The sequence below is a fragment of the Mycobacterium sp. URHD0025 genome (genome assembly GCF_000426065.1).
In the GTDB taxonomy this organism is placed as follows: Bacteria; Actinomycetota; Actinomycetes; order Mycobacteriales; family Mycobacteriaceae; genus Mycobacterium.
Genome location: NZ_AUEQ01000011.1, coordinates 334,705 through 349,115, shown reverse-complemented (window position 1 = coordinate 349,115; position 14,411 = coordinate 334,705). Strand labels below are relative to the sequence as shown.

Annotated in this window: 10 protein-coding genes; 2 read left to right on the top strand and 8 right to left on the bottom strand. The window is 67.9% G+C overall.

What is annotated here, in order from left to right; genetic code table 11:
- Positions 1-22: 22 nt before the first annotated feature.
- Positions 23-1,066 (top strand): ParB/RepB/Spo0J family partition protein, encoded by a 1,044-nt coding sequence (locus tag H977_RS0118610; RefSeq protein WP_029109271.1) that lies wholly within the window; start codon positions 23-25, stop codon positions 1,064-1,066.
- A 222-nt stretch (positions 1,067-1,288) separates the two neighbouring features.
- The gene (locus H977_RS0118605; protein WP_029109270.1) at positions 1,289-2,149 is read left to right on the top strand and encodes a hypothetical protein; all 861 of its coding nucleotides are present in this window, start codon (positions 1,289-1,291) and stop codon (positions 2,147-2,149) included.
- Between the two features lie 1,013 nt (positions 2,150-3,162).
- Here the strand turns inward: H977_RS0118605 and H977_RS0118600 are convergent.
- The 8 genes from H977_RS0118600 to H977_RS0118565 form a co-directional block, all read right to left on the bottom strand.
- Positions 3,163-4,353 (bottom strand): N-acetylmuramoyl-L-alanine amidase, encoded by a 1,191-nt coding sequence (locus tag H977_RS0118600; RefSeq protein WP_029109269.1) that lies wholly within the window; start codon positions 4,351-4,353, stop codon positions 3,163-3,165.
- Positions 4,354-4,464: 111 nt separating this feature from the next.
- Positions 4,465-4,797: a thioredoxin gene (gene trxA, locus H977_RS0118595; protein ID WP_029109268.1), complete on the bottom strand. Its 333-nt coding sequence runs from the start codon at positions 4,795-4,797 to the stop codon at positions 4,465-4,467.
- A gap of 34 nt (positions 4,798-4,831) precedes the next feature.
- Positions 4,832-5,767: a thioredoxin-disulfide reductase gene (gene trxB, locus H977_RS0118590; protein WP_029109267.1), complete on the bottom strand. Its 936-nt coding sequence runs from the start codon at positions 5,765-5,767 to the stop codon at positions 4,832-4,834.
- Positions 5,768-5,848: 81 nt separating this feature from the next.
- A complete protein-coding gene (locus tag H977_RS0118585; protein WP_029109266.1) occupies positions 5,849-6,601 on the bottom strand; it encodes an RsmA family anti-sigma factor in 753 nt (250 codons plus the stop codon).
- Entirely contained in the window at positions 6,552-7,214 is a 663-nt protein-coding gene (gene sigM, locus H977_RS0118580; protein WP_029109265.1) for an RNA polymerase sigma factor SigM, read from the bottom strand. Before sigM ends, H977_RS0118585 begins: the two co-directional genes overlap by 50 nt.
- Positions 7,215-7,313: 99 nt before the next feature.
- Complete coding sequence (gene murJ / locus H977_RS0118575; RefSeq protein WP_081681769.1) at positions 7,314-11,084, bottom strand: murein biosynthesis integral membrane protein MurJ; 3,771 nt, start codon at positions 11,082-11,084, stop codon at positions 7,314-7,316.
- Positions 11,081-13,579, bottom strand: coding sequence for a DUF6049 family protein (locus H977_RS33465; RefSeq protein ID WP_036476350.1), 2,499 nt, complete (start codon positions 13,577-13,579; stop codon positions 11,081-11,083). Before H977_RS33465 ends, murJ begins: the two co-directional genes overlap by 4 nt.
- A complete protein-coding gene (locus tag H977_RS0118565; protein ID WP_029109263.1) occupies positions 13,576-14,379 on the bottom strand; it encodes an NUDIX hydrolase in 804 nt (267 codons plus the stop codon). Before H977_RS0118565 ends, H977_RS33465 begins: the two co-directional genes overlap by 4 nt.
- Positions 14,380-14,411: the final 32 nt, after the last annotated feature.

Sequence of the window (14,411 nt, the reverse complement as noted above, 5' to 3'; positions counted from 1 at the left end):
CAGCGATGAGCAGGAGACGACCATGAATCAGCCGGCACGGAAGCGGAGTGGCCTGGGCAGGGGACTCGCAGCCCTCATTCCGACCGGTCCAGCTGAGGACGGTACGGATGCCCTGAGCCCCAGGATCGGCGCGACGGCGGCCGACGTGCTGCTCGGTCCGTCATCCACCGCGGGCGGCGGGGGGACGACGGTGAACTCCACGACGCCTTCTGCTGCGGACGGGTCCGACCCGGTCCTCACCGCCGGTGAAGTCGGCGCGACGTACCGCGAGATCGATCCCAACCTGATCCAGCCCAATCCGCGTCAGCCTCGCCAGGTGTTCGACGAAGAGGCGCTCAACGAGCTGGTGCACTCGATCCGCGAGTTCGGATTGATGCAGCCGATCGTGGTCCGCGAAGTCGAGGAAAACGGTGAATCCCATTACCAGCTGGTGATGGGGGAGCGGCGCTGGCGGGCTGCCCAGCAGGCCGGCCTTGAGGCCATTCCCGCGATCGTTCGCGAGACCGGCGATGACAGCATGCTGCGCGATGCGCTGCTCGAGAACATCCACCGCGTACAACTCAACCCGCTCGAAGAGGCAGCGGCCTATCAGCAGCTGCTCGACGAATTCGAAGTCACCCACGATGAACTGGCAGCTCGGATCGGTCGCTCACGGCCATTGATCTCCAACATGATCCGGCTGCTGCGACTGCCGATCGCGGTGCAGCGACGCGTGGCGGCCGGTGTGCTGTCCGCGGGCCACGCCCGGGCACTGCTCGCCCTCGAGGGGGGAGCGGAGAAGCAGGAGGAGCTGGCTGCCCGGATCGTTGCCGAAGGCATGTCGGTGCGGGCCACCGAGGAGGCCGTGACGCTGGCCAACCGCGACGGCAACACCACACCGCCGGCACCCCGGCGCAAGCCGATCCAGATGCCGGGTCTGCAGGACGTTGCTGAGCGGCTCTCGTCAGCCTTCGATACGCGGGTCACCGTGAGCCTCGGCAAACGAAAAGGCAAGATCGTGGTCGAGTTCGGGTCGGTCGACGACCTACAGCGCATTGTCGAAATTATGAGCGCCGAAGACCACTGACAACCCACGACCAAGGACACCAGGTTGTTCCGTCACTGTGACACATCAGTGATCAAAGCCGGCAGTTGCAAGCGCCACATAGCGCAATGCAACTGTGCGACATAGCATTTCACTTCAGAGGCGGAACCCGATGAGAATTCCAGGGCACAGTGAACCGGCTCCGGCGGACTCTCCTATCCTTGAGGGGCAGCCACGCACAAAGTGTGAAAGCCAGGGACCTCAGTGACAGCACGTATCACGCCGCTTCGGCTCGAGGGCTTCGAGCAGCTGCCGAAGCATGCTCGGCGTTGTGTGTTCTGGGAAGTCGACCCGTCCACGGTGGATGAGGATCACCTGGCTGATCCCGAATTCGAAAAAGAAGCCTGGCTCTCGATGGTGATGCTCGAGTGGGGGTCGTGCGGTCAGCTCGCGGTGACCGCACGGGGCGACGCACCAGAAGAAGAGCCCGATGCCGGGGGAGACCGAGGCACCGGCGCCGGCATCGATATGGCCCCAGCCGGCCAGGGCGGGCGGGCCACGGGTGATGATTGGACCGCGCCGGCGGTCATCGACGATCCCTGTCTCGGGTTTGCGTTCTACGCGCCTCCGGGCGCAGTACCGCGGGCGCGGCTTTTCCCGACCGCTCCGGTGAGCGCCGACGCGATCCTCTTGACCGCGGTCGGGGTGGATTGTGCTGAGGACCGTGAACTGTTGTCGCAGAGTCTGCTCGCCGCGGTGGTGAATGATCTGGTGCGGCGCGGAGTTCGGGCACTGGAAGCGTTCGGCTACACCTCGGCCGTGACCGAGATGGCCAACTCCGGCAAGTTGCCCGAGGAGTTGTCCCGGGTGGTGGCGGTGCTGGGGGACTGCTCTGTTGACGAGTGCATGCTGACATCGGATTTTCTTGAAGACGTCGGCTTTACCGTGGTGGCTCCGCACCCGTACTTCCCACGTCTGCGCCTGGAATTGGACAAGGGGCTCGGTTGGAAGGCCGAGGTGGAGGCCGCACTCGAGCGGTTGTTGGAGCGCGCTCAGATGGAGATGCCGATCGGTGCCGGAATGCCCGGAGCCGGTGTCGGCGCCAAAAAGGCCGGCCCACAGTAGAAATCGGCCACCCGCTCACGCCGATCTGCTGGCTGGCTCGCACGAATGCCATGGCCGGAAACGGGATCGTCGGTGAATCGATGAGAGTGCCGTGATTGCTTCGCCTGGATGACTGTGTTGGTCCGGGGGAGGACGTGCGAATGCGCACAGGCACTCATGGGTTGCGAGTACGCCTTAGCCGGGGCGGCATGGCGGTCTATCGACAGCAATACTCCGCAGTGCCAACAGATTTCACCAATGTCAACAGCTCAAATAACCGGTGAAGAACGCAATGCGCCGTCAGACCGCACTTATCGGGCGGGCCTCCTGTACAACCGGGGAAGAGCCGACTCATCGCCTCGCCGAATCCATGGTTTGCCAGCTCGTGACTGAGGGGCGTCGTCGACATTCGGAGAGACCATGCACGTCCGTTGACGAAGGCAGAAGTGTCCGCGCGTGGCAGGCACATGTCGTGCATGTTCACCAAACTGGCCGACAAGCTGATCGTGATTTTGAGAACAGCTTTGAGGCGACCGGCAACAGTGTTCTGTGGCCGGTCGAGCTCGCATATCTCGAGGAATCCGCCGCACCCGACCGTTCCGGCGAAGCGGTAGGCCTGATTCTTGGACAGGACTGGTGTTCCGCGGGTGCTGCACTCTCCAGACGTGGGATTCCCCGCGAACGTCGGACTGGTCACGCACTTCGTGTGTGCCGTGATCGCCCGGCTGCGCGCCGCATTCCGCAACGCCTTTTGCGTGAATCATCTTGGCATGTCGGTATTCTCGGGCGCAGAGGCCGAGGTGTGCCACGCTAGGCACACCGGCGGACAGCTGCCATGCTGCTCTGGATCACCCGCGACTCATCTCGGAACGGCTGATGGTCGGGCCGACGTGGGTCATGAAACTCATTGCTGGACTGAAGAATGCACGGGCGCTCACGCCCTCAAGCCGAACGGGCGCTCACGCCCTCAAGCCGAACAGGCGCTCACGCCCTCAAGCCGAACAGGCGCTCACGCCCTCAAGCCGAACAGGCGCTCACGCGCCGCGGCTGGCCTGTTCGACCGACAGTTCATGCGCCAACAACTCTGCGAATGTGAAAGTTCCTGTGGGCCTGTCGTTCTTGCCCAGCAGGTAGAGCCGTTTGACGGCGGCCAGGATGCCTTCGGCGATCGCATCGCGGGTGTGGGTGGACAGCAGCAGGCCGCGATCGTGCGGATTGGTGATGTACCCGATGTCGACCTGGACGGTGGGCATGCGGGTCAGGCGCAGTAGATCCCAGGTCCGGCCGTGGGACCGGCAGTCGCGTAACCCGGTGCGCGCCACGACTTCCCGCTGAATGAAGTCGGCAAGGTTGCGGCCGATGGTTGACACCGAGCCGTGCGAATTGCCGAAGTGGAACGAGGCCACCCCATTGGCGGAGGGGGAGCGCTGGCTCTCACAGCGCAGGCTGATCATCAGATCGGCGCCCACCCTGTTGGCGGTGGCGGCACGTTCGGGGTCCATCGGACTGCGGTTGGCCGGCCGGGAGATGAACGTCTCCATGCCGATGGCCGTCATCCGGCCTTCTAGCCGACTTGCCAAGTCCCACAAGATGTCTGCTTCGCTGATCGGACCGTCGGGCCCGTGCATGATCATGCCGTGGTCTGCTCCGCCGCGGCCCGGATCGATGATGACGTGCTTACCGGACAGTTGCGGACCGGAGCGGCGCACCAGCTCCTCTTCCCGGATCGCGTGCGGCGACCCACCGGTCACCCGCGAACCCAGGAAGTACAACGAGCGCAAGGTTTCCGGACCACAGATGCCGTCGGGGTACAGCCCGTACTCGCGCTGATACGAGGACAACGCGTTGTGGGTCTGCAGGCCGAAATGCCCGTCGACCATGCCGGTGTAGAAACCGAGGTCCTGCAGGCGAGCCTGCAGGGTGGCCACATCGTCGCCGTACATGGGCGCACCGAACTGATGGGTCAGCGTCCGCGCACCGAGCCGGTATGAGGCCTCGCGCAGGGCGCGATACGTGGCTTCCCCGACGATTCCGTCCACCAGAAGGCCACGGTGCTGCTGAAATGCGCGGACGGCACGGTCGAGCTCGTCGTCGAAAGCGTCGAGCGCAACATGCCTACCGGTGCTCAGGTCCTCGTCAGGGTTGTCGATCAGACCTAACGCGCCCAACGCTGCCCGGATCTCGGTGACTGCTCCGCCACGGTCCCCGCGACGCAGACTCGACATTCGGCCCCTCCATGCTGGTTTCCGGCCGTGTGCCGGACTAGCTAGCCAGCATTGTCTCAGATTTCGGCCACATACCGGAAAACGCCAGGCGTATCCGGGGTGTGAGTGACGTCAGAGCGCGTCGGCGAGTTCCCGCAGGAGCGCAGCCTTGCCCTTGGCACCGACGATGCGCTTGACCGGCTGGCCGTCCTTGAAAAGGATCAGCGTCGGGATCGACACCACCTGGAAGTCGCGTGCGGTCGCCGGGTTCGCGTCCACATCGATTTTCGCGACCCGCAGTTCGCCCGCCTTCTCGCCTGCGATCTCCTCGAGCACCGGGGCCACCATCTTGCACGGCCCGCACCAGGTGGCCCAGAAATCCACCAGCACCGGTGTGCTGCTGGTCAGGACGTCGTTGGAGAACGAATCGTCGGTGACGGTTACTGTCGCGCTGTCCGCACTCATGGAACTCTCCTGTCGGGTCGAAATATGTTGAAGATCAGTCGTTGTCGGCGAGCCAACGCTCCGTGTCGATCGCCGCGGAACAGCCGCTGCCTGCGGCGGTGATGGCTTGCCGATACGTGTGGTCGACGAGGTCGCCCGCGGCGAACACGCCGTCGAGCGTGGTGGCGGTGGTGCGGCCGACGACCTGCACGTAACCCTCGTCGTCGAGATCGATTTGTCCGCGCACCAGTTCAGAGCGAGGGTCGTGGCCGATCGCGACGAACACGCCGGTGACGTCGAGCTTGGACTCGTCGCCGGTGACGGTGTCGCGGAGCCGGACACCGGTCACCTTCGGATCGCCCTCGATCTGGGTGATCTCGGTATTGGTCAGGAAGGTGATCTTCTCGTTCGCACGGGCGCGTTCCAGCATGATCTTGGACGCCCGGAACTCGTCACGGCGATGGATCAGGGTGACCGACCGGGCGAACCGGGTGAGGAACGTCGCTTCCTCCATCGCCGAGTCACCGCCGCCGACCACGATGATGTCCTCATCGCGGAAGAAGAAGCCGTCGCAGGTGGCGCAGGTGCTCACCCCCATGCCGGTCAGGGCCTCCTCGCCGGGGACGCCGAGGTGCCGGGCCGCGGCACCCATCGCGAGGATCACCGCACGGGCCTGGTGCGTCTCGTCGCCGACGGTGACGGATTTCACCGGACAGGTGAGGTCGACGGCGTCGACATCTTCCATGCGCAGATCCGCACCGAAGCGCAGCGCCTGCTCCCGCATCTCGTCCATCAACTCCGGGCCGGTGATGCCTTCACGGAATCCCGGGTAGTTCTCGACCTCGGTGGTGGTCATCAACGCGCCGCCGAACTGCGAGCCCTCGAACACCAGCGGCTTGAGCTGGGCGCGGGCAGCGTAGATGGCCGCGGTATATCCGGCGGGGCCGGAACCGATGATGATGACGTCGTGAACCGTCGCTGAGGTGGACATGTAGGCCTTTCTGCCGTACTCGGCACGGGTTGCAACGTCAGCCTAGGCCGGATGTGTTCCCAGGTGAGTTCGTAGGACAGACTACGGACGTGTCACCGGCCGGTTGACCACGGTCCGGGCCAACGATCCGCCATGGCCGGCGGCGCAATCTGCGGCGAGCACCACCGCGACGACGGTGCCGGAGGCGCCGGACGTGTCGGGGGGGACAACGACCAGCACACCGTGCTTTCCGGAAACTTCGACGGGCCGGGCACCCAGGATGCGGACGTTGGCGGGATACCCCAGCGCGGACAGACAGGCGTTGCGGCGCTCGGGAGCACTCAGCGGTCCCAGATCGGGTGGTGTGGACAGCAGATCCAAGATCTGGGATTCGGACATGCCGACATCGCCGCGCGGCGGTGACACCGTGATCTGGCCGAGGGTGACCATCGTCGACGGTGCCTGCCCGGCGGGGCGTAGGAGTACGACACCGCCCACTACAGCGGCCACCACTGCCGCACCCGCTCCGGCGACAGCGGCGATCGATTTCCAGCGTCTCGGGGCCGGGCCCGGAAGGGTCGGCTCGGCTCGCAGCGCCTCCGCCAGTCGATTGCTCACCTCGGCAGGTACCGGCGGAGCGGACTGTGGATCCGTGCCCAGCGCACGCAGGTCACGGCGCACCCGATCGAGGGCGGCCAGGGTGTTCTTCGCCTCGGGCCCGGCCACGGGGTCGGTGCGTACCCGGCGGCGAATGTCCGCGGCGGTGGCGTCGTCGAGCACCCCGGCCTGGAGGTCAGCCAGCAACTCAGAAGGAATCGGGCCGTCCGACGGCACTCGGGGCGTGCTGCCGTTCATCGGCTTCAAAATACTGGAGCAGGTGGGCGAGCTTGTGCCTGCCGCGAGCGCAGCGGCTCTTCACGGTGCCTTCGGCGACACCGAGCAGCTTCGCCGTCTCGGCCACCGAGTAGCCCTGCATGTCCACCGCCACCACCGCCGCGCGCTGCTCGACCGGCAGCTGCATGAGGGCTCGTTGCACCACGATCGCGGTGGCCACCCGCGGTGCGGGGTCGCCGGCCGGATCGCGCAGATGAAGCAGGTTCCCCAGTTCGTACTGCGACGCGCTCGGCTGGGTACGCGACCGGCGCACGCGGTCCAGGCAGGCATTGACCACGATTCGGTACAGCCAGCTGCTGACCGCCGAGTCGTGCCGGAACGACGCGGCCGTCCGATGCGCCGACAGCAAGGCTTCCTGGACGGCATCGTCGGCGTCCTCGTGGTGGCGGCTGGTCAGGAAAGCCAAGCGGCGCAACTGGCGGTGGTGTCGGTGGACCAGCTCCTCGAACGCATAGCGATCCCCGGCGACATGGGCGGCCAGCAGTTCGGCATCGGTACGCGTGACGGCCCCATCTTCGCGGTGCCCCCGCTGCGTCCCTGTGACCGGCTTGCCGGTTCCCCCGAACCTTCCCACACGCTGAACCTAAACGCTGTCGGGTGGCGGCCCGGACACTTGTTTGCCCAGCGGGCCATAACGCCAGGTCAAGGTCGCAAAGCGGCTGGGGATGACGGTTCAGGAAGCGGCTTTGACGGTGATTTCGGAGATGTCGGTGCGGCTCTTGCCGTCCACGGTGCCCAGCGTCGAGATCCACACCAGCACGTAGGAGGTGGACGACGCCTTGTTCACCGAGATGGTGTTGGAGCCGGGCTTCAACGGCGTGGTCGGGCTCAGTTCGGTGGTGTCCGACAGCGATGACGGCGTGGCCGTCTGGGACGAGCGAATCTGCACGGAGGTGCCGGTGCTCGTCACGTTCACGGTGACCGAGCCGACCGTGGTCGGCTGCGGCAGCTGCAGCATCAGGCCTACACCGTTCTTGAATCCGGGGAACGGTGCCGGGTCCGAATAGGTGTCGGTGGACCACGCCGTGCTCGAGCTCCCGTCGATGGCCTGCCCGGCCGTGGCCGGTGAATCGGCTTCGCCCTCGGGCGAGAACACCGTGGCGCGAACAGGTTTCACCGTGCTGCCGGTGGCAGCCGATGAATTGTCCTGGTTCTCTTCACTACTCGCCGAGGGCGCGTTCAGACCGAGCTCATCCCGGTTGAGACCGCCGCCCACATCGCCGAAGATGCTGTTGAGGACCGACGCCATCACCACCAGTGCCACCAGGATGATCGCGGCGCCCACGCTGATCCCGATGATCAGGCCCTTACGGCGCCTGGCCTCGGCAGCTTCGTGTTCCTCGGGCGTCTCGTGCGCTCGCACCGGCGCGGCCTGGGGGACGGGAGTCTCTTCGACCGAGCCCAACAGCTCCGTCCGGTCGGCAATCGCGGTGGCCTGTTGCAGGAGGTTCAAAAGAGTTGGTGCACTGCGGATTCCACCGCCGGGCTGGACAGCGCGAGCTGCCGCGGCCGAGATCTGGAACGGGATGTCGCGGTCGATGGCGCGGGGCTCGACCGGTTGACCGGCCGGATCCAGTGCCGCAGGCTCCAGCCCGCTGCGCGCCCCGGACTCGGGCAGCGGCCAGCGGTTGACCAGCAGCGCATAGAGCGCGGCCCCGATGCCGCGGATGTCGTCGTCGGGGGTGGCGTCGGGCATGGTGGCCGGGAAGGCCAGTGCCACATCACCTTCGATACTGACCCGCACGCGGCCGGGGTGATCGATGGACAGAGCGACACCCGCGCGGTGGGCGGCCTCCGCGGCAGCGGCCAGCGACTGGATGGCCCGGGCCCCACCGATCGGGGACGGTGAGGTGTCGGCGACCTCGGCCAGCGAGCCGCCGCGAATCCACTCCGAGACGATCAGGCCGCCGGATCCGCTGTGGGCCACGTCGAGCACCCGGGCGATACCGGGAACGTCGATGCGGCTGAGTTTGAGGGTGCGCGAAAGGATTTCCTGCACCTTCGCGTCGGACATGGTGGCGTCGGGGTCGACGAAGGTCAGTGCCACCTGGCGGTCCAGCGCGGTGTCCAATGCCTGCCAGAACTGCAGGTGAGGTGGACCGCCGTGGAACACGAGGAGCCGGTAGCGGCCCTCGGCGATGGTCGCCCCCGGGATGAGGTGCACGTCGCCTTCGGCCGATTCCAGCGCGGCATCGTGCGGTGGCGCGAACGAGATCGGCTCGCGCGTCGGGTCACCGCCGTAATCGTTGAGCGGACGCGTCGCCCCATTGGACCGCGCCTCGGCCGCGTCGTCGGACGCGGCGCCTTCGGCCGGTGCGGCGGCTGCCGGCTCGGCAGGGGCCACGTCCGGCTGGAACTCGTCGGCGGCCGGACGCGGCAACTTGGTCGTCTCGGTTGTCATCCCGGAACTCGACGTCCCGGAACTCGACGTGGAGTCCAGTGCCGGGCCGTCCGCAGCTTCGTCGGTCACCGGTGATCCTTTCCACATCCCCGCCCCGGCAACACCTGCCGGACTCCCGCCTCCGGCGGCTGCCGGGCTTGACGGCCACCCAGTGGGAGAAGAATTCCTCTGATCAGGGTACGTGACGGGCCCGGGCGGATGAGGCCCGACGTGCGGCGTAATTGTTTGCACGGCTACCTTTCCAACCACCGGCTGCGGTGCGGCACGCCCGCGCCCGATTCGGCGGCGGACCATCGCCAGGGCCGTGTGCGCCTCGGGTACCCGGGCGCCGAGCATCACTCCGGCGATGATCGGGACCATGATCACGCCGAGGGCGAGCAGGCGCAGCAGCGAACCCGCGGCACCGGCATGCGCGGTCAGCGAGTCCAGCCCGAGCAACCGGTCGGCGGCATGGGCCACCAGGCCGGCCAGCAGTGACGCCGCGATGGTCACCAGGATCGTGCGGATCACCGAGTCGCGCAGCAGCCGCCCACCGCGGGGACGCAGGTTGGCCTTCAGCAGCAGATAGCCGACCAGCGCCCCGGCGACGTATCCCAGGCCGTTGGCCAGACCGAGATAACCCGCGACCATGCGGGTGTTGTCGGTCAGGTGCGGAACGGCGACAGAGGCCACGATCTTGACGGTGGTGATCACCACCACGATGACGATCGGTGTCCAGGGCCGCTCCCGCGCGTAGAAGACCCGCAGCTGCAGCAACACGAGCGCGTAGGGGACCAGGGTGAACGCCGAGAGGGTGATCGCCATCCCGAGGTAGCCCGCATCGGAGGCACTGAAGTTGCCGTAGGCGAACAGCGCGCTGCCGATCGCGGGCCCGCCGACGGTCATCATCGCCACGATGGGAATGAGTGTCACCATGGTCAGCCGGGTGGCCAGGGACAGATCCTCGAGCACCGCGGGGATGTCGTCGGCTGCCGCGTTACGGCTCAGCCGCGGCATCACGACGGTGAGCACCGTGACGCCGATCATGCCGAACGGCAGCTGCAGCACCAGCCAGGTGTAGTTGTAGATCGCCGGGCCGGAGGCGGCCGCGGAGCTGGCGATCTGGTTGCCGACGATCAGGCCGATCTGGCTGATCAGCACGTACAGCACCATGGCCGACGCCATGGCGCCGAACTTCTTGAGCCGGTCGTCGATGCCCCACAGCGGCCGCACGCTCACCCGTTCGGCGCGGATCGCCACGAACAGGACGACGGCCTGGACCACCACACCCAGCGTGGTTCCGATGCCCAGGACCACGAGCTTGGCCGTGCCCATCTGAACCGGGTCGCTCGACAGTTCACCCGGCACCAGGACGAAGACTCCCAGCGTCACGATCGCCACCATGTTGTTGAGCACCGGGGCCCAGGCCGGGGGACCGAACACGTTGCGGGTGTTCAGGATCGCGCCGAAGACCGAGGTCAGCCCGTAGAACAGCACCTGCGGTAGCAGCAGATAGGCGAACGCGGTCGTCAGCGGATTGTTCACCTGGGGATCGCTGCCGAGCATGAGCCGCACCAGCAGCGGCGCGCACAGCACCGAGAGCACCGTGGCGACCAGCAACAGGGTGGTCGCCAGCGTCACCAAGCGGCGGATGAAGGCGGTGCCGCCGTCGGCGTCGTCACGTTCGGCGCGGGCCAGCACCGGTACGAAGATCGCGGTGAACGTGGCCTCCAACACGAGGGCGGCCACCATGTTGGGCAGCTGGTTGGCCACCGAGAACGAGCTGGTCAGCGGTCCGCCCAGCAGCGCCATCAGGAGCACGAAGCGAAGGAACCCGGTGATCCGCGAGATCAGCGTGGCAAACGCCATGCCCCACGACCGCGACATGACCGCGGCGTCGGACAACTCCGGCCGCCCGGCCGCCCGGATCGGACCTGTTGCGTGCGGAATCCTCGGCGGCCCCGGTGGCCGGGCCGGATGGTCAGGATGGGCCGGTGGTTGCGCCAGGGGTTGGGCCGCAGGTGGGGCGACCGGTCGGGGCGGACGGTAGTCGGGCGAGGTCATGCCGGGCGGTCCGGACTGGGTTCGGGGGCCGGTGGAGTTCGCGCCGCGGCGGGCCCGTCGTTGCCGGCATCGTTGAACGCCATGGCGACGTCGAGTGGGTCGGGGTGCTCGCCCGGCGGGATGAGGTCCGCCCGGTCGGGCTGGCCCCGGAACCGGTGCCACAACCGGCGACCGGCGAGCGCAATCAGCACCGCCCCGGCCGACAGTGTGATGAAGAACAGCACCTTGCCGTAGGCGTTGGAATGCACCGACAACCGGACCGGCTCGCCGAGGGTCAGGCCGTCGGTGGTCTGCAGGCTGACGTCGACGGCGACGCGCTGGGTGAAGTGCACCTCGATCGGAACCCGCAGCGGCAGGTACCCGGGGGGCAGCTCGATCTCGCCCATGTCGGTGACGGTCATGCCGGGCGGTGCATCGACGTGCAGCCGGACCCGTACGGGGACGGGCAGGTCGTTGCGCAGTGCCAGCGGTAGCGGGCTGCGTTCGGTTGCCAGCGTGTACGCCCCGCCCGGGTTGACGATCGTCACCGCACCGAAAATGTCGTCGACGCTGCGGCTGACCGACTGCAACCGCTGCTCGGACAGCCCCTCGCGGGCCTCGGGCGGCACGGATTGGCTGAGCGCCCGCAGCATGTCCTCTCGCAGCGGCGCGGTGTACTGCATGCCGGTCAGGCCGGTGCGCTCGTCGGTGGTCAGTGCGGCAGTCAGCCCCCACAGCCGGCTGATCACCGCGGCGATGCCGCCGCTGATGTTCTCGTCGATGCCGCCGCGCGGGTTGCCGGCGGAGTCCGGCGGCGGAGCCTGCAGCGGTTCGGGCGGGACAGCGTTGCTCTCGGCGATCACCGCGGGCAGGGGGCGCGGGACGGCCAGTCCGGCGTGGATGGTCGTGGCCACCGACGTGAGGATGGCCTGCGCGTCGTCGGCATCCAACGACCAGACGAGCGGTGGCATCAGGATCTGGGTGCGGGGCGCTTCGGCCGGCATGAGGCCGCGCCACAGCATGGCGCCCAGCGCGTCCTGGCGGCGCGCGGTCTGCGAGTCGTGGCGCACCGGGATGTCCAGTGACGGGTCCAGATAGGACGGTGCCACCGGGTCGGTGCCCGCGCCGGCCAGCGCGGCTCCGACGGCGGGGTCGAATCCGGCGGCCACGACCTCCGGCCGGTACCGCAATGGCGTGACATCGGCGGTCTCGGGGGCACCGGTTTCCGAATCCTGGGCCGTGATGTGGGCGGCCGAGATGCTGACGGTCTGGCCTTGCGCGGCCAGCAGATCCAGAGCGGGCCGGGTGAGCGGGCCGTCGGCCAGGATGCTGGCGCCCCGGACCGAGGCGACGCCCAGAATCTGGTCGACGATGTCGCCGGCACCGTTGGTGGCGATCGCGCTCAGGCCGGGATCGCCGACGCGCTGCAGTGCGGTCAGATCGGCTTGGGCGTAGTTGGTGGGCGCCACGCAGAGCCGCGCGGCCAGGGCACGCAGGCGGTTCAGCCAGCCGATGGCGGCTTCCTGGCCGGTGCCGGGGCGGGTCGGGGTCGCGGGTCCGGCGTCGGGCCCGTCGTTGACGACGTAGCCGGCGGTCATCGCATTGACCGTGACCAGAAGGTCGGGGTCGACGGCAAGGCACAGGGTGGCGCGCATCTGTCCGCCGGAGTCGACGGTGGGCCCGGTGGCGAAGTCGGCCGCCGACAACAGCGTGTCGAGCCGGCCTCCGGGGGCCAGCGAGGCGGCGAGGCTGTCATCGACCAGGCGCACGGGTGTGGTGCCACCCGGGGCACCCGGGGCCAGCCGCGGGCGGTCGGCCAGGGGCCACAGCATGGTCATCCGAACCGGTTGCGACGTGTCCGGCGGCACCACCGAATTGAGCGTGTCGGCGGCCGACATCGGATATTCACCAGCGTCGGGCGCATTGCCTTCTGGCCGGTCGGGGGGCACGCCGAGGACCGGCAGCAGGAAGCGGGCGTCGTCGAGTTTGGCCGGCGCACCGTAGTCCGGCGTGCCGTTGACGTTGATCAGGAGGGGATAGACGCCGGGTTCGGTGATGTGCAGCGAGCCGGCGCCGTCGGTGCGCAGCGGGTAGGACAGCGTGAACCCGACCGACTGACCGCGCTGCAGCTCCGGTGCCAATGTGACGAAGTCGGCCACCGGCTCGAACCGGTCGCCGTCGCCGGTGAGATCGGTGCGCAGCTGACTCGAGGAGGTCACCGCCTGTGCGTGCTCCATGCGGATGTCCACATCGTGTACCGGCCGGTCGCCGACGTTGAGCACCGCTCCGCTGACCGTCACCACCGATTCACTGGTCGTGGTGACGACGTTGGGGTTGACGCGGTCGATCCGGATCTGCAGGAACGGCAGCGCACCGGGTTCGCTCGCGCCCGCTCGGGGCAGGAGGGTGGGCAGTGCCGCGGTGGACCAGACCGAGAACAACAGCACCACCGCCACAAGCACCACTGTGTGCGCCAGGAGGGAGACCCCTCGGCGCACCGCCGGAGCGGCGGTCACGGTCCCTGTCCGCATCCGTTCGTGCGCCGGCGGGGCTGGGGTTGCGCTGGATCGTCGCGGCGGTGATTGCGGGCGTGTGAGTGGGTCTGGGGACGCCTCCGGGGCGAGCTGCGGGGCAGCGGCGGCAGCGAACCCGGGCCGTCGGTGTGCAGTTTGTCGATGAGTTCCCCGGCCACCTCGGCGAGCTTGCGCTCGTCGGCGTAGGCCAATCGGGATGGCAGATCCCGCAGCGGGACCCACGCGACCTCGGTCACCTCGACGTCGTCGTCGGACAGCTCGCCGCCCTGGAAGCGCAGGAGGTAGTGATGCACGGTCTTGTGAACCCGGCGGCCCTCGGTGACGAACCAGTAGTCGATGCTGCCGAGCGCGGCCAGTACGTCACCGCGGATACCGGTTTCCTCGGCGACCTCGCGGATCGCGGTCTGCTCGGCGGTCTCGCCGAGCTCGATGTGTCCCTTGGGCAGCGACCACAGCATCCGGCCGCGCCGGTCGACCCGGCCGATCAATGCTGCCACCTGGGTGTCCTTGGGGCCGTCGATTCCGTCGATGACCAGGCCTCCGGCCGAGGTCTCGTGCACGGTGCGCAGCCGCTCGGGTGGCCGGCGTGGCCGTGACTTGTGTTGCTTGGACTGGTCACGCGGGGTGGGCGCGGGATTGGCCGCATCGACGGTTGCCTCGCCGGGGGCGGCGGCATCATTGGTCTGATCACCCGCCGGCGGTCCTGCCGCCCTCTGTGCACGACGACGGCCACGACGCCGACTGCGGCGCCGTCGTGGTTTGGCCTGTTCGCCGTCCGACACCCAAGCGATAGTAGCTGCCACGAGGTTGGCCT

Coding starts and splice junctions, on each gene's coding strand:
- H977_RS0118610 (WP_029109271.1), top strand. CDS start 23: ATGAATCAGCCGGCACGGAAGCGGAGTGGCCTGGGCAGGGGACTCGCA.
- H977_RS0118600 (WP_029109269.1), bottom strand. CDS start 4,353: ATGTCGAGTCTGCGTCGCGGGGACCGTGGCGGAGCAGTCACCGAGATC.
- trxA (WP_029109268.1), bottom strand. CDS start 4,797: ATGAGTGCGGACAGCGCGACAGTAACCGTCACCGACGATTCGTTCTCC.
- trxB (WP_029109267.1), bottom strand. CDS start 5,767: ATGTCCACCTCAGCGACGGTTCACGACGTCATCATCATCGGTTCCGGC.
- H977_RS0118585 (WP_029109266.1), bottom strand. CDS start 6,601: ATGAACGGCAGCACGCCCCGAGTGCCGTCGGACGGCCCGATTCCTTCT.
- murJ (WP_081681769.1), bottom strand. CDS start 11,084: ATGACCTCGCCCGACTACCGTCCGCCCCGACCGGTCGCCCCACCTGCG.